General features: G+C 47.3%; 17 protein-coding genes. All 17 read right to left on the bottom strand.

Annotated elements, in window-relative coordinates; translation table 11 throughout:
- Positions 1–43 precede the first annotated feature (43 nt).
- Positions 44–1330 carry an EF-P 5-aminopentanol modification-associated protein YfmH gene (gene yfmH / locus R5H20_RS09580; protein WP_006638106.1) on the bottom strand — a complete coding sequence of 429 codons (1287 nt, stop codon included), beginning with the start codon at positions 1328–1330 and terminating at the stop codon, positions 44–46.
- Positions 1327–2607: an EF-P 5-aminopentanol modification-associated protein YfmF gene (gene yfmF / locus R5H20_RS09575; protein WP_006638107.1), complete on the bottom strand. Its 1281-nt coding sequence runs from the start codon at positions 2605–2607 to the stop codon at positions 1327–1329. The genes yfmH and yfmF overlap by 4 nt, the downstream gene beginning before the upstream one ends.
- A gap of 150 nt (positions 2608–2757) precedes the next feature.
- The gene (locus R5H20_RS09570; protein WP_006638108.1) at positions 2758–3981 is read right to left on the bottom strand and encodes a bacillibactin exporter BcbE; all 1224 of its coding nucleotides are present in this window, start codon (positions 3979–3981) and stop codon (positions 2758–2760) included.
- Between the two features lie 120 nt (positions 3982–4101).
- Positions 4102–4827 (bottom strand): GntR family transcriptional regulator, encoded by a 726-nt coding sequence (locus R5H20_RS09565; protein WP_006638109.1) that lies wholly within the window; start codon positions 4825–4827, stop codon positions 4102–4104.
- 141 nt (positions 4828–4968) lie between these two features.
- Positions 4969–7302 carry a DNA translocase FtsK gene (locus R5H20_RS09560; protein WP_006638110.1) on the bottom strand — a complete coding sequence of 778 codons (2334 nt, stop codon included), beginning with the start codon at positions 7300–7302 and terminating at the stop codon, positions 4969–4971.
- 119 nt (positions 7303–7421) lie between these two features.
- Positions 7422–7637 carry a YlzJ-like family protein gene (locus tag R5H20_RS09555; protein WP_006638111.1) on the bottom strand — a complete coding sequence of 72 codons (216 nt, stop codon included), beginning with the start codon at positions 7635–7637 and terminating at the stop codon, positions 7422–7424.
- The gene (locus R5H20_RS09550; protein ID WP_006638112.1) at positions 7634–8380 is read right to left on the bottom strand and encodes a ClpP family protease; all 747 of its coding nucleotides are present in this window, start codon (positions 8378–8380) and stop codon (positions 7634–7636) included. Before R5H20_RS09550 ends, R5H20_RS09555 begins: the two co-directional genes overlap by 4 nt.
- A 104-nt stretch (positions 8381–8484) precedes the next feature.
- Complete coding sequence (gene rnjB / locus R5H20_RS09545; protein WP_006638113.1) at positions 8485–10149, bottom strand: ribonuclease J2; 1665 nt, start codon at positions 10147–10149, stop codon at positions 8485–8487.
- Positions 10150–10296: 147 nt separating this feature from the next.
- Positions 10297–11166 carry a 4-hydroxy-tetrahydrodipicolinate synthase gene (gene dapA / locus R5H20_RS09540; protein ID WP_006638114.1) on the bottom strand — a complete coding sequence of 290 codons (870 nt, stop codon included), beginning with the start codon at positions 11164–11166 and terminating at the stop codon, positions 10297–10299.
- Between the two features lie 30 nt (positions 11167–11196).
- Positions 11197–12411 carry an aspartate kinase gene (gene dapG / locus R5H20_RS09535; RefSeq protein ID WP_006638115.1) on the bottom strand — a complete coding sequence of 405 codons (1215 nt, stop codon included), beginning with the start codon at positions 12409–12411 and terminating at the stop codon, positions 11197–11199.
- Between the two features lie 99 nt (positions 12412–12510).
- Complete coding sequence (gene asd / locus R5H20_RS09530) at positions 12511–13551, bottom strand: aspartate-semialdehyde dehydrogenase (protein ID WP_006638116.1); 1041 nt, start codon at positions 13549–13551, stop codon at positions 12511–12513.
- Between the two features lie 124 nt (positions 13552–13675).
- A complete protein-coding gene (gene dpaB / locus R5H20_RS09525) occupies positions 13676–14266 on the bottom strand; it encodes a dipicolinate synthase subunit B (protein WP_006638117.1) in 591 nt (196 codons plus the stop codon).
- Positions 14267–14280: 14 nt separating this feature from the next.
- On the bottom strand, positions 14281–15165 hold the full coding sequence (dpaA, locus tag R5H20_RS09520; RefSeq protein ID WP_006638118.1) for a dipicolinic acid synthetase subunit A: 885 nt from the start codon (positions 15163–15165) through the stop codon (positions 14281–14283).
- 188 nt (positions 15166–15353) lie between these two features.
- Positions 15354–15611 carry a YlmC/YmxH family sporulation protein gene (locus R5H20_RS09515; protein WP_006638119.1) on the bottom strand — a complete coding sequence of 86 codons (258 nt, stop codon included), beginning with the start codon at positions 15609–15611 and terminating at the stop codon, positions 15354–15356.
- A gap of 80 nt (positions 15612–15691) precedes the next feature.
- On the bottom strand, positions 15692–16921 hold the full coding sequence (locus tag R5H20_RS09510) for a M16 family metallopeptidase (RefSeq protein WP_006638120.1): 1230 nt from the start codon (positions 16919–16921) through the stop codon (positions 15692–15694).
- 35 nt (positions 16922–16956) lie between these two features.
- Entirely contained in the window at positions 16957–17919 is a 963-nt protein-coding gene (locus R5H20_RS09505; protein ID WP_006638121.1) for a polysaccharide deacetylase family protein, read from the bottom strand.
- A gap of 155 nt (positions 17920–18074) precedes the next feature.
- Positions 18075–20192, bottom strand: a complete 2118-nt coding sequence (gene pnp, locus R5H20_RS09500; protein WP_006638122.1) for a polyribonucleotide nucleotidyltransferase — start codon at positions 20190–20192, stop codon at positions 18075–18077.
- Position 20193: the final 1 nt, after the last annotated feature.

Raw genomic sequence — 20193 nt, 5'->3', positions numbered from 1 at the left:
AAGGTCCAGCGTGCATTTTGCTCACGCTGAACTTCCCGGTGTTTCACGATTTTGGAACGACTTTGCAGACGGTGATTCGGTCTTCTTCTATTTCTTCTTCGATGATCTGCTGAACATCCTCGAGGGTAATCGATTCAAGGACGGTGACGATATCAAATAGACTCGTCTCCAAAAAGGCGTATCGTGTAAATTGATTGGCAATGTACTCAGGCGAGTTCATCGATTTTAAGAAATTGCCGATTTTTTTCTTTCTTGCCAGCTCCAATTTTTCGGCCGTGATCGTCTCTTTCGCCTTAAACAGCACTTGCTTCAGCTCGTCGGCCAGCTTATCAGGTTCGGGCGTATCCCCGCCGACAGAAACGAAGCCAAAGCCGTGCTCTTCGGTGTAGTCATAGCTGAATGTCTCATCAATGTAGCCTTTTTCATAAATCCGTTCATAATCGGCCGAGCTTTTGCCGAACAGACACTCGAGAATCAGGTTCATGGTGAGCTCATGCTTTAAAAGGGCGCCGCCCGTGTTGGTCGGATTGATGCTTTTCAGACCGACTAAGCATTTCGAGCTTTGGACATTCATTTTGATTTCCTGCTCTTTTTGATGGACGGCCGCAGGCTCGCTGACTTCTTTGCGGACGATTTCCGGCTGGTCTGTATACGGCTTGTTCTGCTGATTTTCCCGGACCTGGCGGATGATCGCTTCAGGATCTACCGGACCGACGACAAACAGCAGCATATTGCTCGGATGATAGAACGTCTCATAACATTCATACAAAAGATCCTTTGTAATGTGTGAGATACTTTCAATCGTCCCGGCGATGTCGATCCGCACAGGGTGTTCTTTATACATATTTTCGATCAAACCGAAGAAAAGGCGCCAATCCGGATTATCGTCGTACATATTGATTTCCTGGCCGATAATGCCTTTTTCTTTTTCAACCGTTTTTTCCGTAAAATAAGGATCCTGCACAAAGTTGACGAGCGTTTCTAAATTTTCTTCTACGTTTGATGTGCTTGAAAAAAGATACGCCGTTCTTGTAAAGGAGGTAAAAGCATTGGCTGACGCCCCCTGCTTGCTGAACTGCTGAAATACATCTCCGTCGGCTTTTTCAAACAGCTTATGCTCCAAGAAGTGTGCGATCCCGTCAGGCACGCGGACCATATCTTGTTTTCCGAGCGGAACGAACTGGTTGTCAATCGAGCCGTACTTTGTCGTAAATACTGCATATGTCTTGTTAAAGCCTTCTTTCGGAAGAACATAGACATCAAGCCCGCCGGGCATTTTTTCATAGTATAGCGTTTCCTTAAGCTGGTCAAATTCGATCGTTTTCGTCAAGATGCTCCCTCCGTCCCTTTCAGAAAGTACGTTGTATCCAATTCGATTTTCTTTCCGACTTCGATAATATCGTCCTTTGTGACGCTGTCAATGCGGTCGAGCCATTCTTCCAAAGAATACTCGGTTCGGGCGGCGGCCTGCTGATAAATGAATTCGACTAAGCCGTAAGGCGTGTCAAGCGTTTCAAGAATTTGATTTTTGATGACCGCTTTCGTCTGGCTGATTGCCTCTTCCGTAAAATTGCCTTTTTTCATTTCTTGAAACTGTTCGCGAATAATATCGACAGCTTTTTGATAATTGCCGACTTCAATACCGGACATGACCATTAAAAGCCCTTTAAAGCTTTCGATTCTTGAAGCCGCATAATAGGCGAGGCTTGCTTTTTCCCGGACATTGATAAACAGCTTGGAATGGGAAAAGCCGCCGAACAGACCGTTAAACAGCTGTAAAGCCGGGTAATCTTCATCTGTAAAATACGTATTGGTCCGAAAGCCCATGTTCAGCTTTCCCTGCTTGACATCGGCATCTTCAATGACTTCCCGTGGCTCGGGGGCAAGGCCGCGCTGAATATCGGCTGCAGGCTTCGCCTCTCTTTCAGCCGCGTTGAAATAAGATGAAATGTATTGGTCAACCTGGCCGGCATCCACATCCCCAACGATGTATAAATCGAGCTGATCTTCGTTGATCGCTTTTGTGTAAGCTTCATACAGGCTTTCAGGAGTGATGGCTTCCACATCCTCAAGCTCCCCGTTTACATGCAGGGAATACGGCTCATCTTTGCACATTTCCTGAATGAGCCTCAGATTGGAGTAGCGCATTTTATCGTTGTATACAGCCTGGATCCTCTGCTTCAACGTCCGTTTTTCCTGAGAAACGTACAATGAATCAAAAGCGCCGTCTTTCAGCGCAGGAGAAAACATGATGTCCGAAAGAAGCTCCAAGCCTTTTTCCAGAAGGGGTGTCTGATCCTTTAAATATTTTTCATTGGCGATATCCAGCCGGAATGTGATGACATGCTGCTCCCCTTTTTTGGAAAGATCCGCTGACACCGAAGTGCCGTAAAGCTCGTCAAGGTACGTTCTGAGCTCGGCTGTTTTGGGGTGTCTGCTCGTTCCCCGCAGGAGCACATGAGGAAAGAGAGCCCGTTTTGTCACATCTTCTTTTGTTAAAGGGGCAAGCATTTTAAAAATGATCGAAACGGTTTTAAACTTTTCCGTTTTCACAATATGAGTTGTCAGTCCCCGGTGTTTTCCCTTTATTTCATTAAGGTATGTCATAAAGAACCTCCTTCGTCCTTGTTTATATTATGTATTATGACCAGAATTCAGCATATGCTCTTGGCTGTTTGGTTGTAATTATATCAACTGGAGGGGATTTAAGGAAACTAAAACCCTTGCCCCTCCGGGTAAATGAAAAAACGGTGCATGTCACACCGTCTTTACCGCTTCATTTTCATTTTCTTTTGGGTCAATATAAAATAAGACAAGAGCTAAAGCGGCCAGGCTGCACAAAAGGGAGACAATGAAAATCAGACGTTCCGCATTTGTCATCATATAGGCAAAAACGGGCGGTCCGAGAGCGACGCCGATAAACCGCATGCTGTTGTAAAATGACGAAATCGTTCCGCGCTCATCTTTTGAGATGCCTTCCGTAATCAGCGCATCAAGCGAAGGAAGAGCCATCCCGATGCCGATGCCGCCGATGCTCATAAACAGGAACAACGGATAAAAGCTGTGATTCCACCACAATCCGCCAAAAGACAGGACAAGCAGGACCATCCCGATGACCACACAGATTTTCATTCTGATTTTATTGTTTCCGATCAGCTTTCCCGCCAAATAAGAGCTGACCGATAAAAAAAGCAGCGGAATGCTGAGCAGCGCTCCTTTGACAATCCCGTCAATCTGATACTCTTTCTCAAGGTTTTCTGAAAGATAAAAGAGCACCCCGAACAGCAGAAACATAATAATGCCGCCGATAATGAAAATCGACACAAGCCAGCGTCCTTCCCGTTTAAAAATATGTTTGACGTTTTTCGAAAACTCTTTTAAAGATTTTGTATCTGTGCTATTCTCCTTTGGCCTTGGCACAAAACATAGCACAAGAAAAAAGCTGGCAAGACAAACGACCGGAATAAACCAGAACGGCATAAACCAAACCCAAGATGCTAAAAAAGCCCCTAAAATCGGGCTTAACACTTTTCCGGCGGTATTTGCGGTTTCAATATCTCCGAGACCTGCGCTGACTTCTTCATCATTGTGGAACAAATCTCCGATAAACGGCATCACGATCGGAGCGGCTCCTGCCGAACCGATGCCTTGAAGCACACGCCCCGCCAAAATCAGCGCGTACGGCTCTTTGAAAAAGGAAGAGGCAAAGCCGGCGACTGCGCCTCCGGCAGCCGCAATGACGAGGCACGGAAGCATGACCTTTTTTCTCCCAAACCGGTCGGACAAATAACCCGTTATCGGGATGCAGATGATCGCCACGACCGAGTAGACCGTGATGATTAAAGAAACCTGGAAGGAAGAGATGTTCAATTTTTTTTCAATGACAGGCAAAACAGGAATCAGCATCGAGTTGCCAAGCGTCATGACGAGCGGGACGGAAGACAGCGCGATAATGCTTTTAACGCCTTTTTTTCTGCTCAACTTTTTTCACCCAATTCATTAGTATTTCTACCTGTTATTGTGGCTTAAAGAGGGTGTGTTTATGTACGGCGGGCGGACACGTTTAAAAAACAGCCGCTCGCAGCTCGAGCGCCCGTCCTGTCAAAAACGTTTTCTTACGACGTGAAACCTGAATTTATCAGCCCTGAAATAATTCAGCGAATACAATACAGGACTGTCGTGTTGGTCATAGTGAATCTGTTTCAGCAAAAGCAGAGCTGTTTCCGGATCACACTCAAGAATTTGTGAGATCTTATCATGGTAGCCGATCGGCACAATATCGGCGACTGCGTAGCTTATGACCGCGCCAGACTTGTGCTCAAGCCATTCAAACATCGATTCCTGCTCATGTGAAAAGCCTTTCGGCAGAATCGCCATCGGTATTTTATCGAGACAGTAGACGACAGGTGCTCCGTTCGCTGTTCTTACCCGCTCAAGGAGAAATATCCCGTTTTCATCAGCATTTTGAAAACGGAGCAGATCCTCTTCCGTCGGGTCCGTTATCTGTGAAGACATAAAAATGGTTCCCGGGGTCATGCTTGCCTGTTCAATCATTTTCGTTACGCTGTTCAGCTGCTCGATGCCTGATAGGAATAAAGGTTTGGCGTTTACAAATGTGCCGACGCCGTGCCTTCTGATGATCACGTTTTCATCCTCCAGCACTCTGAGCGCTTCGCGCAAAGCACCCCTCGAGACGCCCATCAACTTTGACAGCTCAAATTCAGACGGGAGCTGTTCATTCTCTCGGTAAACGCCTTTTTCGATATCATCTTTTATCCGATCAATCACTTTTAGACATAAACGTTGATTGTCAGCTTTTATCGACATGTTCTCCCTCCGTCTGACAGATCAAATTAAAATTATCTTTAATTGAGGATAACTATATCATGTTTTGTCAAATAAATAAATAGACGTTTTGAACTCAGTTAGTTTACATAATAAATTTATATTAAACTGAACTCTCTTCTTTTAGGAAGAGAGTTCTTCATATTGCTCTTTTGACATGAGGACTTCACGGGGCTTTGATCCTTCATAAGGACCGACGACTCCGCGTTCTTCCATGGCATCGATGAGACGGGCCGCTCTCGTGTAGCCGATCCGGAACCGTCTTTGCAGCATGGAAACGGATGCCGTCTGCATGCCGACGACGAGTGCGACCGCTTCATCGTAAAGATCATCGGTCACTTCGCTGAGCGTTTCAGACGTTTCTTCCGGAATCATCTCTTCCTGGTACTGGGCTTTTTGCTGGGTGATGACATGATCCACGACTTTTTCGACCTCTTCGTCTGATAAGAAAGCTCCTTGAACGCGGACCGGCTTGTTGGCGCCGACAGGCAGAAACAGCATGTCCCCTCTTCCGAGAAGCTTTTCAGCGCCCCCCATATCAAGAATCGTTCTTGAATCGGTTTGTGAAGACACGCTGAATGCGATTCTTGACGGGATATTGGCTTTAATCACCCCTGTGATGACATCGACGGAAGGGCGCTGTGTCGCTATGATCAAGTGGATTCCAGCCGCACGGGCCATTTGCGACAGCCTTGTAATCGAGTCTTCAACATCTGAAGAGGCGACCATCATCAAGTCGGCAAGCTCGTCCACTATGACAATGATGTACGGAAGCTCAGGCTGCTTCGCTTCTTCAGATGCATTCATCCTTTTAATGCAGTCGTTATAGCCTTCAATATTTCGCGTTCCTGTATGAGAAAACAATTCATAGCGCCGCTCCATCTCGTTGACAACCTTTTTCAAAGCCTGCGACGCTTTTTTTGGATCTGTCACTACAGGCGCGAGCAAATGCGGGATGCCGTTATACACATTAAGCTCGACCATTTTCGGGTCGATCATCATCATTTTGACTTCATGCGGCTTTGCTCTCATTAAAATGCTTGTGATAATGCCGTTGACACAGACGCTTTTCCCGCTTCCCGTCGCACCCGCGACAAGAAGGTGGGGCATTTTGTTCAATTCAGCCAAAACCGCCTCACCGGAAATATTCCGGCCGAGCCCGATCATGAGCTTTGCGTCCGGACGGTCATTCAGCTTCGATTCGAGCACTTCTTTTAAGGAGACCATCGCGACTTCCGCGTTCGGCACTTCGATTCCGATCGCTGATTTGCCCGGGATCGGGGCTTCGATGCGGATATCCTTGGCCGCCAGTGCGAGCGCCAGGTCATCGCTTAAATTGACGATCTTGCTCACCTTGACGCCGACATCAGGGTAGACCTCATACTTCGTGACGGCCGGGCCGAGATGAACCTGTGTGACTTTTGCCTTCACACCGAAGCTTTGGAATGTTCTTTCAAGCTTTCGCGCATTATCATAAATATTTTTTTTATCAGCCTGCTGGCCGGTATGCTTCGGATCATCCAGCAAATTGAGCGATGGCAGCTGATAATCTTTGTTTTCGAGCTCTGTAAATGCGATCTCCGGTGCGGCCGGTATGTCCCCTTCACCTTCAGGCTCAGGCGGCGCTTCCGGCTGCTCAGGGGCTTCAAAAGCCTGAACCTCCGGCTTTTCATCCCGGTCGGAAAAGCTTGAAATGATCGGCTCTGTCTGAATCACCGGATCTTGATCAGCCTCAGCTTCCGGTGCGGGCTCTTCCACAGCTTTCGGTTTTCGTTGTGTTTTCTGTTTTTTTCCGGTTTTCTTTTTTGCTGAATGATGCTTCAAATCCTTGAGATCATCGAGAAACGCCAGCCATTGATTTTTCATAAACGAGGCGACCGGAGCCGTCCATTTGATCAGCGTCTCCTGAAGGGAGCGGTCAGTGATCAGAAGGAGGCCGATCAGTATGAGAAAAATGGCGATGATTTTAGAGCCGGCGGCTGCGAACAGAAAATAAGATCCCGCAAACAGCACCGCTCCGATCATGCCGCCGCCCAGGTCAGGGGTGCCCGTTTCACCTTTCATGTCCATTAAAAACAGTTCCCACGTATTTTGGATCACACTCGGCGACTGGATCATTCCCCTGTCTGCCAAGTGCTGAAAGAGCTGTACATGGGACAGAAGCAGCATGCTTGCGACGATGCAATAGAGCCCCGCTTTTCTTCTCGTCAAAAAACCCGGCGTTTTTTTCTTCCAAAACAATGATACGCCTGTTAAAAAGAGAGAAAGAACACATAGGATAAACCACTCGCCTGCGAAAAAACGGAACATGTAAATGAACGTTTGGCCTGCAACGCCAAGCTGTAACACCGTAATAATCGAAATGGCGATACAAATTAAACCGTACAATTCATATTTTAGATTAATCCTTTTGACCTGTTTTTGTTTCTTTTTCGATTTCCTTTTTCTTTTTGCCATGTTCCATCACCTTACTACATCAAAAAAATATAAAAACAAAGAGAAAGCAGCCCGTTTTCGGCTGCGATGTTTCCTCTGTATTCCCCTATTATAGCATATTTATCCTGATGACACTTCAGCTATTTATAAAATGTCAGCTTCAGCTTTTGGCCCGGAGACGTCTCCTGCTTTAAAAAATCCATCGGATTTGTACTGAGAACCTGAACCACTCTTGCTTCATCCCCGTTCATTTCGACGAGGAGGGGCACGCCGTTTACGTCTATCTGCCTCAGGTTGGTCTGCTCCGCCTGGCCGGCGAAAACGATTTCCTGCGGCATCGTCGTATAAAGAATCATTGAATCATCCTTTCTTTCCCGCCGCGTTCTTGTTCGATCAATTGATTGAGCTTTTGGATGGCTTGTCCGACACCGCCCGTTTCATCGATCAATCCATACTTGACCGCATCGTTTCCGACGACATTCGTCCCGATGTCACGGGTCAGATTGCCTTTTGAAAACATGAGCTCTTTAAATTTCTCTTCTGAAATGTTGGAATGGCTGGTCACAAACTTAATGACCCTTTCCTGCATTTTATCAAGATACTCAAATGTCTGCGGCACACCGATCACCAGCCCCGTCAACCTGACCGGATGGATCGTCATCGTAGCGGTTTCGGCGATATAGCTGTGATCGCAGGAGACCGCGATCGGAACGCCGATTGAATGTCCGCCTCCAAGCACGATGGAGACGGTCGGTTTTGACAGCGATGCCAGCATCTCGGCTATCGCCAGGCCTGCCTCCACATCGCCCCCGACCGTATTCAAAATGATCAGCAGCCCTTCGATTTTAGGATTTTGTTCGATTGCGACAATCTGCGGAATCACATGCTCATATTTTGTCGTTTTGTTTTGTGGCGGGAGCTGAACATGCCCTTCAATTTGTCCGATGATGGTCAGGCAGTGGATGTTTGAATCCTGTCCCATTTGCGGAAGATTTGTTTCGCCAAGCTGCTGTATTTTATTGAGGAGGTTGTCCTTAGCGTCCTGTTTGGCCGGCTGTTCTCCTTGTCCTTCTCCGTTTTGCATCCGATTTTCGTCCATCTGGGTCACCTCTTTCTCGAGTTTCTTTTGTATTATGGACTATGGCGTTTTTTTCATTCAGTGTAAAAAGGGCGAAAAAAAAACCAAGAGGCAGGCTCTTGGTTTTATACTTCCATGATGATTGGGATGATCATTGGTTTTCGTTTCGTTTTTTCGTATAAGAATTGGTTTAACGCGTCCCGCATGGTTTGCTTTAAGGCAGACCACTCGACAACGGCATTTTCTGTGCTTTCTGTGACGATATTTCTGACCAGTTCGGTCGCCTCTACGATCAGCTCTTCGGATTCCCTGACGTAAACAAAACCTCTCGTGATAATTTCGGGTCCTGATACAAGATGTTTTTTCTTTTTATCAAGGGTAATAACAACGATTAAAATTCCGTCCTGGGAAAGGAGGCGCCGATCTCTGAGCACGATGTTGCCGATGTCGCCGACACCTAGGCCGTCGATCAGAATGTTGCCCGACTGAACCTTATCGCCGATTTTGACATTTTGACCGCGGAACTCAACGACATCGCCTTTTTCAACCAGAAAGATGTCGCTTCGTTTCATTCCGATTTCTTCGGCAAGCTTTGAATGGGCTTTTTGCATTCTGAATTCGCCGTTTACAGGGATTAAATATTTCGGCTTCAGCAGATTCAGCATCAGCTTCAGTTCTTCCTGGCAGCCATGCCCTGAAACGTGGACGCGTTTTTGCGCAAATACGACATGGGCGCCTGCTCTTGTCAAAAGATCAACGGCCTTTGAATATACCAATTCCTGCCCCGGTATTGGGGAGGAGGCAATCAGGACAGTGTCGCCTTCTTCAATGTCAAGCTGTTTATGCCCTTGCTTTGCAATTCTTGTCAAAGCGGCCAGGGGTTCACCATGGTTGTCTCCCGTCAAAATAGCGACTTCCCTTTTTGGATGCTTTTTGACATCCTGGACAGGGATGAACATGTCCTCATCAGCGGTCACATAGCCGAGCTTAATGGCCAGCTGAAGGATGGAAGATATATTTTTTCCTGATACGGCCAATTTCCTGCCGTTTTGGCGGGCCGCATCAATCACCTGCTGAATCCTGTTAAAGTTTGAGGCGAAAACGGCAACGATCACACGGTTTTCCGCATTGTACATCACATCGGAAATGTCGCCTCCGACGACCGCTTCTGAAGGCGTATAGCCCGGCTTTTCAGCGTTGGCGCTGTCTGAAAGCAGGCATAGAACGCCGCTGTTGCCGATTTTGGCAATTTCGCCAATATCGCTGGTCTGATTTAAAACCGGCGTTTGGTCAAATTTAAAATCGCCGGTGCACACGATTGATCCGAGGGACGTTTTAAAGCTGACCCCGACGGAATCCGGGATGCTGTGGTTTGTCTTGAAAAATGACACTTTCGTTGAATCAAATGTAATCACGGATTTGGAGTGGATTTCCCGTAAATCGGCTTTTTTATTTGAGCCGTACTGCTTCAGCGTTTCTTTTAAAAGGGCAAGTGTCAGTTTTGTTCCGTAAACAGGCACAGATAGCTTGTTCAGGCAGTAAAAAACGCCTCCGATGTTTTCTTCGTGTCCGTGTGTGAGGAAAATCGCCTTTACTCGGTCAGATCGTTCAATCAAATATGAAATGTCCGGTATGACCACATCGATCCCCAGCATTTCATTTTCTGGATGCATGAGTCCGGCATCAACCACGAATATGTCAGAGTCGATTTCAATGACATAAAGGTTTTTTCCGATCTCCCCGACGCCTCCCAAGGCGATGATTCTAATATTTTCTGTATTTTTTTTCAAATTGTAATCCTCCTAATCTAAGTACCCGTCCATCATCACTTGTCCCTATTATACCTGAATCTAATTTTAGAAAACAAGAACCATTATGTATATAAGAAACGGCCATACCCAAAAAAGGAGAATGACCGTTTTCATCCGTATATGTTTTTACAGACCGTTCATCAGGCTGCTTAAACGGAGACGCTCATCTTCATTCAGCGGAATCAAAGGGAGCCGGACAGAGCCGACGTCAAGACCTTTCAGCTGAAGAGCCGTCTTTAGAGGCGACGGGTTTGGAGCAGCGAAAAGACCCTTCATCAGCGGAAGCAGCTTCTGATGGATCAAGGCCGCCTGCTGTGTCTCCCCATTCATGTAATGTTTGATCATCTGCTGCATTTCCGGTCCGATGACATGTGATGCAACGGAGACAATCCCCCTGCCTCCCACGGATAAAACCGGAAGCGTCAGACTGTCGTCGCCTGAGTATACAGCAAAGTCTTCAGGCGTTTCAGCGATGATTTTCGTAATCGCTTCAAGATCACCGCTCGCTTCCTTGATGGCAACGATATTTGGAATTTCCGCAAGGCGGATCGCCGTTTCCGGTGCAAGCGATGCAGCCGTGCGTCCCGGCACATTATAAAGCATGACAGGCAAAGATGTTTCTTCGGCAATCGCTCTAAAGTGGCGGTACATTCCTTCCTGTGAAGGTTTATTGTAATACGGCGTCACGAGCATGACGGCGTCTGCCCCGGCTTCTTCCGCCTTTTTCGTCAGCTTGATCGATGCCTTTGTATTGTTGCTTCCCGTACCGGCGATAACAGGCACACGGCCGGCTGCTTCCTTGACGGAATATTGGATGAGCGCGATTTTTTCCTCTTCGGACAGTGTCGGCGATTCACCGGTTGTTCCTGCGACGACAAGGGAATCCGTTCCGTTTTTCAGCAAATAATCAATCAGCTTTGACAATTTTTGAAAATCGATGTTTTCATTTTTGTCAAAGGGGGTAACCATTGCGGTTGCAATATTTCCGAAATTCATTTTTTTCACCTCATCATGATTCAATCACATTTATTTTGATAGTTCAAACACTTCGTGCAGGGCATTTACGGCAGTCGCCATATTTTCTTCGTGGACGAGCACCCAAATCGTCGTATGGCTGTCAGCCGACTGCAGGATTGGAATGCCTTTTTCAGATAGAGCGGTCACGATTTTTGAGGTGACGCCGGGCACTCCCATAATACCGGCTCCTACCGCTGAAACCTTCGCGCAATTTCTCGTAACGGCAGGCTCATAGCCCAATTCTTTCAGGATGCCGAGAGCTCGGTCTGTTGTGCTTCCGGCTACCGTATAGACAATTTCACTTGGTGTAATATTGAAGAAGTCCACGCTGATGCCGGCATTCGCCATCGCTTTAAACACTTCGGTCTGCACATTATATTGCCCTTCTTTCGCCGGTACCTTAAACTGTGTCACATCTTTTACATGGGCAATGCCTGTGATCAGCCGTTCAAATACGTCGCTTCCGGCCTTTGACGTGTGATGGCTTGTCACGAGCGTCCCCTTTTCCTTTGAATATGTCGAGCGGACCCGGATCGGCACCTTCGCCTGCATCGCGATTTCCACCGCTCTCGGATGGATGACTTTTGCCCCCTGGTAAGCCAAGTTGCAAATTTCCGTGTAGGTAATCACCGGAAGCGGCTTTGCTTTTTCTACGATTCTGGGATCTGCGGTCATGACGCCTTCAACATCAGTAAATATATCAATAAAATCCGCGTCCAGCGCCGCTCCAAGCGCGGCGGCCGATGTATCGCTGCCTCCGCGACCGATCGTCGTGATGTCCCCTTTTGCAGTCGCCCCCTGAAAGCCTGCGACGACCACTGCATCATGGTCGGCCAGCATGCTGACAAGGCGCTCCGGTTTCATTTCTAGTATTCTGGCGTTTGTGTGCTGGTTATCTGTTAAAAATCCAGCCTGTGCACCTGTCAAAGCGGCGGCTTTAATTCCGTTTTCCACCAGCATGCTTGAGAACACGACGGAAGAAATCGTTTCACCGCATGAAAGCAGCAGATCCTGCTCCCGTTCTGTAATGGTGTCCTGTCCTCCGTACAGGAGATCAAGCAGTGAGTCAGTCGCATACGGATCGCCTTTCCGACCCATGGCTGATACGACAACAACCACTTTATACCCTTCATTGACCGCATCTTGAATATGCTGTAAGGCAAGCTTTCTGCCGCGGTCATCTTTAACAGACGTTCCTCCAAATTTTTGAACGATGATTTTCACTTTATTTCACTCCAAGTTTATTTCGGACGCAATAGAAGAGAGCAGGCCGGTGTGGTCCTCACTCTCTTCTCGCATCTTTCGTAAGAAATCTTAGCATATTTAAACTAAATTTAAAGCTTTTAAGCTTTCTGCGATTTGTACGGAGTTCCAAGCCGCACCCTTCAGCAGGTTATCGGAAACAATCCACAGGTGGAATCCGTTCGGACGGTCGAGATCTTTGCGCACGCGTCCGACAAACACGTCTCTTTTCCCTACTGCATCGGCAGGCATTGGATATACCTGTTCGGACGGATCGTCCTGAAGAACGACGCCCGGCGCTTCTTTTAACAGGTTTTTAATATCTTCTGCTGTTACGTCATCACGGTCAGTTTCGATGTAGACGGATTCTGAATGCCCTGTCGCAACCGGCAGTCTGACGCAAGTCGCTGATACTTGAAGTTCAGGCATGTGCATGATTTTTTTCGTTTCATTGATCATTTTCATTTCCTCAAACGTAAAGCCGTTTTCCTGAAACTTATCGATTTGAGGAATCGCGTTGAATGCGATTTGATAGTGTTTTTCATCGCTTTTTACAGGCATGATCTGAGGCTCGAACGAATCGCCTTTTAAAATGGCTTCCGTCTGGCCGTAGAGCTCTTTTATCGCTTCATTGCCGGCTCCTGATACAGCCTGATAGGTTGAGACGATGACTTTATTTAAACCGAAAGCCTTGCGGATAGGCTCAAGCGCAACGACCATTTGGATCGTTGAACAGTTCGGGTTTGCAATAATGCCGTTATGCTGATGCAAATCTTCCTCATTGACTTCAGGCACGACGAGAGGCGTGTTTTCATCCATCCGGAACGCGCTCGTATTGTCAATGACAATCGCCCCGCGTTTGACAGCCTCATGGGCCAGTGCCTGAGATACGCTTCCCCCCGCGCTGAACAACGCGATGTTTACCCCTTCGAAGCTTTCCGGAACCGCTTCTTCTACAGTATACTCTTCGCCTTTGAATGTAAGCTTCGTACCTGCTGAGCGTTTTGAGGATAATAAAGTCAGTTTATCCAGTTCAAAATTTCTGTCTTCTAGTGTTTTTAGCATTTGCTGTCCTACAGCGCCAGTCGCACCAACTACTGCTACATGTAATCCTCTTCCCAATTGTAAAACTCCTTCCACCCTATCGTTAATGACGATTGGTTGACTATGCATTTTACATTATATTTTAACATAGAAGTGAGCCTGGTGATTGATATTTTTTGTTACATCTTCATTTTCTCCAAAATTACCGATCATTGCTGATCAGAACGGGCTGAAGCTGTTTATAGGAAAGCGCTTCTTCCACTGTCGGCAGCAAAAGATCCATTTTGGCAACGAGCGAATTCGGCTTTTGATACGGATCATCCTGACCGAACGGAATAAAGAACATATTTTTCGTCGTCATCAGCCTCATCAGATTAACGCCGTTCAGACCGAGCGCATCATTCGTTGATATGCCGAGAACGACGGGACGGGAATTGCGCACCGTCGCCTTGGCCGCCATTAAAACCGGAGTATCTGTCATCGCGTTTGCGAGCTTGCTCATCGAATTGCCCGTCAGCGGCGCAATCACCATGCAGTCGAGCGGTGTTTTCGGTCCGAGGGGCTCTGCTTTCGGAATGGAGTCGATGACGTCAAAACCTGTCAGCTCTTCGATTTTCCTTACCCACTCTTTTCCTTCTCCAAAGCGTGTATCGGTCGATTTTACGGTAGAGGTAACGATCGGTCTGACCTCGGCTCCCTGATTGACGAGGTTTTCAATTTGCGGAAATACGGCATCATACGTACAATGTGAGCCCGTAAGACCAAATCCGATTCTTTTTCCCTTGATCGACATGTTGACAGCCCCTTTCAGTCGGTTGTAGATGGTGTTAAAAGCTTACACAAAACATTGGCGATGATCTGACCTGCCGTTTTAGGCGCGACTATGCCGGGCAGGCCCGGAGCAAGGAGCGCTTTTATGCCCTGTTTTTCGGCGAAGCCGAAATCTGTGCCGCCAGGGCGGGTCGCCAAATCGAGAATCAATGCTCTGGGGGTCATTCGTGAAAGGACGTTGTGGTCGAGAATGAGACTTGGAATCGTATTGATGCAAATATCGGTATCCTCAACATGTTCCCCAAGTTCATTTATGTGGAAAGGTGTGAGACCCATCTCCATGATTCTGGCAAGGTGTGCGGAGTCTCTCGCACCGACTTTGACGCGTGCGCCGAGAGCTGAAAAAGCCCGGCTGATGCTCATCCCGGTCCGCCCGAGCCCGAGAACCATGACATTTGAGCCGTGAATCGTATAATCGGTATGCTGGATGGCCATCATAATGGCCCCTTCGACAGTAGGTATGGAGTTGTAAATCGCAATATCGTCTCTTTCAAAAAGCTTGACGAGCCTGCGGCCGGCCCCCTTAGCCATTCCTTCTAAATAATCGTTAGAAATGCCTGTATAGATGGTGCATTGAGGTTTTGTTTTTTCCAAATGCTTTTGTTTTAAAACGACTTCTTCATTTGAGAATACGGTCGCAACCGCCCCTTCCGCCGATGTTCCTGATACAGGCAGAACGATGCTGTCTACCGCTCCGAAGTCGAGTTCGCTTAATTTTAGTTTTGTGGCGCCTGTAAACCCGTGGTCAAGCTGATCAAAACCGACCAAAAACACGTTTGCTTCCTGTTCTGTCAGCTTGCGGATAATTTCAAGCTGCCTCGCATCACCGCCGATGATTGCAATCGTCAATCCGGTTAACATGGCTTTAATATTCACCTTCTTTTTTGACAAGGATCTATTTCGTAAGCTAATTTCATCATATGACAAAAAGGAAATGGCGGTGAATTGAAATATTTCGCGTATCGGTGTTGGCCAAAGCATGAAAAAACCCGGCTCCATGGGCCGGGATGGGCTGTGCGGTATGTAAAAAAACACCGGCATCCGCCGGTTTAATCATCGCTATTCCCGATTTCTTCCGGAACATCGAGAATGATCATATCAGATCCAATTTTTTGAATCCGTTTCCATGGCACCCTGATGTCTTGCCCCTGTTTTCTAAGGCCGAACCATTTAACCGACGGGATGATAAGAGCGGTAATCTGTCCATCCTGTTCATTGATTTCGAGATCGGTCTGTCCCAAAACGCCAAGGCGCTCAGCCCGCTTGACATCCACGATTTCTTTTCCGGATAGTTCACTGAGCCTCATGCAAAACCCCCCTTTTGTAATGATGTATGTTTGCAAAACAAAAAACATGCCTGCCTCAAACAAGCATGTTTTTCATTACGTTATTTCGGAAGCTCACCAGTCGGACTGATCAGTGCCGTTGAATAATCATCGGTAAAAATACGTCTTGCCAGGCCGTTGACCCTGTCCAGGCTGACGGCATTCAGCTTTTCAATAATCTCATCCAGCGTTCTGTGCCTTCCAAGCAAAAGTTCATTTTTGCCGTTTCGGCTCATTTTGCTGTTTGTACTTTCGAGGCTGAGCATCAGGCTGCCTTTCATTTGCTCTTTGCTGTTTTCAAGCTCTTTCGGCGTGATGCCTTCCGTTTTCAGCACGCGGAGCGTTTCATGAATGGTATCTGACAGCAGCTGAAGCTGGCTTGCGCCTGTTCCGGCATAAATGGTCATCATTCCGCTGTCTTCATATGAACTGTGATAGCTGAATACGGAATATGCAAGTCCTTTATCTTCGCGGACATCCTGAAACAGGCGGCTGCTCATGCTTCCTCCGAGGATATTGTTGAGCACGATCAGATCGTAAATGTCGGAATGGCCGGCTTCCAGCCCGTTGAAGCCGAGGCAGAGATGAGCCTGCTCGGTTTCTTTTTTCCGCGCCATTTTTTCATGATGGAATTCCGGTTTTGACATTCCCGTTCTTTTTCCTTTTGCTTCATATGAACCGAAATGCTTTTCGGCTTCTTTAATAAAGCTTTCAGGTACATTTCCGGCAATCGAAATCACGACGCGGTCCGGTGTGTAGTATTCGTCCATATACTGACGCAAAGCATCTCCGTCAAATGTGGCAAGCGTTTCCTCCGTGCCGAGAATCGGATAGGCGAGGGAATGGCTTCCATACGATGCTTTGCTGAGAAGGTCGTGGACGATGTCGTCCGGTGTATCCTCATACATTTTAATTTCTTCATAGACGACGTTTTTTTCTTTTTTCAATTCTTCTTCTTCAAAAGATGAATGAAAGAACATGTCTGAGAGCACTTCCAATGCATAGCTCGCATGCTCATCCAGAACTTTGGCATAATAGCACGTATACTCCTTTGAGGTAAACGCGTTGACCTGTCCGCCTATTCTGTCAAATGACTCGGCGATGTCTCTGGCCGTACGCGTTTTTGTTCCTTTAAAAAACATGTGCTCCAAAAAATGCGAAATGCCGTTAATCTCCGGCGTTTCATGTCTTGATCCGGTTCCGATCCAAACTCCGATCGCTACAGACCGGACAGTGGGATTATTTTCGAGTACAATTCTTACCCCATTTTGACAAGTATACCGTTTAATCAAATCTGTTCCTCCTATTCAAAGAACGGGCCACATATCTATTTTACCACAAGCCTTTTCTCATTCAGCAGCTGTGAGACAGTTCCGATCTGATAGCCTTTTTCCTTCAGTTTTTCAATCAAAACATCAAGGCTTTTTGCGGTTGGCTCTGTCGGGTGCATCAATATCATGGCGCCGTTATGTACTTTGCTTAAAACCCGATGCTGTAAGACGGCCGGCTGCGGTTTCTGCCAATCGATCGTATCAACTGTCCACATCACCGTTCCCATTCCCATCCTGCGGGCCTGCTCCACGACTTCTTTGCGAAAGCTTCCACTCGGCGGAGCAAACCATTTCGGCTTTACGGCAAGCGTTTCTTTGATTTGCTGGTTCGTCATCCGCAGCTGTTCTGAAATGCGCTCACTCGTCAGTTTGCTCATATCGGGATGATTGTATGAATGGTTTCCGATCTCATGCCCGTCATTTAAAATAGCTTTTGCCAAATCAGGATGATTTTTCACCCACTTGCCTTCCAGAAAAAACGTGGCTTTCACATCATTCTTTTTCAGAACGGGAAGCATCTGTGTCAAATACTCATCACCCCAGGCGACATTGACGAGAAACGATACCATCGGTTTATCGGGATGCCCCCGGTAAATCGGCTCCGGCTCTAGTGATTCCAAGTGGATTTCCGGTTTGACCTGGTCATAAACGAGAAGCTTTTCATCAAATGAGCCTGACCGTTTCATATTTTGGTATGATTTTTCAATATTGACCTTCAAGCCGTTATACCCGGGCATTGCTTTCCAAATCTTATCGATTTTTGCGTTTTGCGCTTTCACTTCATATTGAGACGCTTTTTGAAGCAGCTGCTGGTAAAGGTCGTTTTTTTGAGCGGCAACTGTGACCGCGTCTTTATTCATCGCATCTATGTAATTTGGCGGGTGCGGGTCGTTCATGACCTGATATGATACAAACAATAAAAAGAAAAAGACGGCAAACGAAACGATTTTTCTTTTCAATTGGATTTCCTCCCTTCCCCACAAATTATGTAGGAAAAGGACAAGATAGAACTTGACTCCCGTCTGCAGCAATTCCGCTTAAAACAAAGAAGCCGGGTCCCCCAGGCTTCCTTTCACTTCTTTTTAAGCTTGACAGAAGCAAGATAAACAGCGAATTAGGACTTCTGCTCTTCTTTTTCCTTCTGTTCGCGCAGTACCGCTTTTCTTGATAAGTTGACCCGTCCCTGCTTATCGATTTCCGTTACTTTGACAAGCAGCTCGTCGCCTATTTTCACAACATCTTCAACCTTGCCGACACGCTCAAGCGCAAGCTCTGAAATATGAACCAAGCCGTCTTTTCCGCTGAACAGCTCCACGAACGCGCCGAATTTTTCAATCCGTTTGACTTTACCTAAGTAAAGCTGTCCGACTTCAACTTCTCTGACAAGGTCTTCAATAATTTTCTTCGCTTTTTGGTTCATGCTTTCATCCGTTGAAGAAATAAAGATCGTGCCATCTTGTTCAATATCGATTTTAACGCCTGTGTCTTCAATGATTTTATTGATTTGTTTGCCGCTCGGTCCGATGACATCGCGGATTTTATCCGGGTTAATCGTCATCGTCAAGATTTTCGGAGCATATGGAGACAGCTCTTTTCTTGATTCTGCCAAAGTGCTCAGCATGCTTTTCAGAATTTCCATTCTGCCTTTTTGCGCCTGCTGAAGCGCCTCATCCAAAATTTCTCTTGATAAACCGGATATTTTAATATCCATTTGCAGAGCGGTTACGCCTTTAGCCGTTCCCGCCACTTTAAAGTCCATGTCACCGAGGGCATCTTCCATCCCTTGAATGTCTGTCAGGACCGTATAGTTGTCACCCGATTTGACAAGCCCCATCGCGATTCCGGCAACCGGCGCTTTGATCGGCACCCCGGCGTCCATCATCGCAAGCGTGCTTGCGCAAATGCTGGCCTGGGAAGTCGAACCGTTTGATTCAAGCACCTCTGATACAAGCCGAATCGTGTACGGGAAGTCTTTTTCAGACGGAATGACCGGTTCAAGCGCACGTTCGCCCAGCGCCCCGTGCCCGATTTCGCGGCGTCCAGGTCCGCGCATCGGCCCGGTTTCCCCGACGCTGAATTGCGGGAAGTTATAGTGGTGCATAAAGCGTTTTGATTCTTCAACACCGAGGCCGTCAAGGATTTGAACGTCTCCAAGCGCACCAAGTGTACAGATGCTGAGCGCCTGTGTCTGTCCGCGTGTGAACAGTCCGGAACCGTGTGTTCTCGGGAGCAGTCCGACTTCGGAAGAAAGCGGGCGGATTTCATCGACGCCCCGGCCGTCCGGACGCACCTTTTCTTCCGTGATCAGGCGGCGCACTTCGTTTTTCACAAGCTGTGACAAAATGTCTTTGACCTGTTTCAGTGTTTCTTCATCATGCTCTTCTTCTTCAAATTTTGCTAAAACTTCATTTTTCACTTCGTTGATCGCGTCTTCGCGCGCATGTTTTTCATGAACCTGGATGGCTTTTAACAAGCCGCTTTCCGCCATGCCTCTAACTTTTTCTTTCAGATCGGCATCGATCTCATAAAGGGTGACTTCTGATTTTTCTTTTCCGACAACCGCGACAATTTCTTCCTGGAATGCGATCAAACGCTTGATTTCTTCATGACCGAACATGATCGCTTCAAGCATAGTCTCTTCCGGCACTTCGTCTGCTCCCGCTTCCACCATGTTGATCGCGTCCTTCGTTCCGGCCACGACTAAATGGATATCGCTTTTCTCAAGCTGCTCAAGCGTCGGATTGATGATAAATTCGTTGTCAACCCGGCCCACAGTAACACCGGCGATCGGTCCTTCAAACGGAATGTCCGAAACGGAAAGCGCAAGGGATGAACCAAACATGGCCGCCATTTCTGACGAACAGTCCTGATCAACGCTCATCACGATGCTGACGACTTGGACTTCATTGCGGAAGCCGTCGGCGAACAGCGGACGGATCGGCCGGTCGATTAAACGGCTGGCAAGGATTGCTTTTTCGCTCGGTCTGCCCTCTCTTTTAATAAAACCGCCCGGAATTTTCCCGACAGCGTAAAGCCTTTCTTCATAGTTCACGGTTAAAGGGAAGAAATCTACGGTTTTAGGCTCCTTCGAAGCCGTGGCTGTGCTGAGCACCGCAGTATCTCCATAACGGATCATGACAGCTCCGTTTGCTTGTTTTGCAAGCTGGCCGGTTTCGACCGTTAATTTTCGGCCGGCCCAATCTATGGAAAAGACGTGTTTCTCTTGTCCCATT

The organism is Bacillus sp. KICET-3, assembly GCF_033261025.1.
GTDB lineage: Bacteria > Bacillota > Bacilli > Bacillales > Bacillaceae > Bacillus > Bacillus sonorensis.
Note: the sequence above shows the minus strand (reverse complement) of the source record. Positions and strands in the feature narration are given on the sequence as shown.

Excerpts from the sequence above, each read along its gene's own strand:
- yfmF (WP_006638107.1), bottom strand. The coding sequence starts at position 2,607 with ATGACATACCTTAATGAAATAAAGGGAAAACACCGGGGACTGACAACT.
- R5H20_RS09565 (WP_006638109.1), bottom strand. The coding sequence starts at position 4,827 with ATGTCGATAAAAGCTGACAATCAACGTTTATGTCTAAAAGTGATTGAT.
- R5H20_RS09560 (WP_006638110.1), bottom strand. The coding sequence starts at position 7,302 with ATGGCAAAAAGAAAAAGGAAATCGAAAAAGAAACAAAAACAGGTCAAA.
- R5H20_RS09555 (WP_006638111.1), bottom strand. The coding sequence starts at position 7,637 with ATGATTCTTTATACGACGATGCCGCAGGAAATCGTTTTCGCCGGCCAG.
- R5H20_RS09550 (WP_006638112.1), bottom strand. The coding sequence starts at position 8,380 with ATGGACGAAAATCGGATGCAAAACGGAGAAGGACAAGGAGAACAGCCG.
- dapA (WP_006638114.1), bottom strand. The coding sequence starts at position 11,166 with ATGAATTTCGGAAATATTGCAACCGCAATGGTTACCCCCTTTGACAAA.
- dpaB (WP_006638117.1), bottom strand. The coding sequence starts at position 14,266 with ATGTCGATCAAGGGAAAAAGAATCGGATTTGGTCTTACGGGCTCACAT.
- dpaA (WP_006638118.1), bottom strand. The coding sequence starts at position 15,165 with ATGTTAACCGGATTGACGATTGCAATCATCGGCGGTGATGCGAGGCAG.
- R5H20_RS09515 (WP_006638119.1), bottom strand. The coding sequence starts at position 15,611 with ATGAGGCTCAGTGAACTATCCGGAAAAGAAATCGTGGATGTCAAGCGG.
- pnp (WP_006638122.1), bottom strand. The coding sequence starts at position 20,192 with ATGGGACAAGAGAAACACGTCTTTTCCATAGATTGGGCCGGCCGAAAA.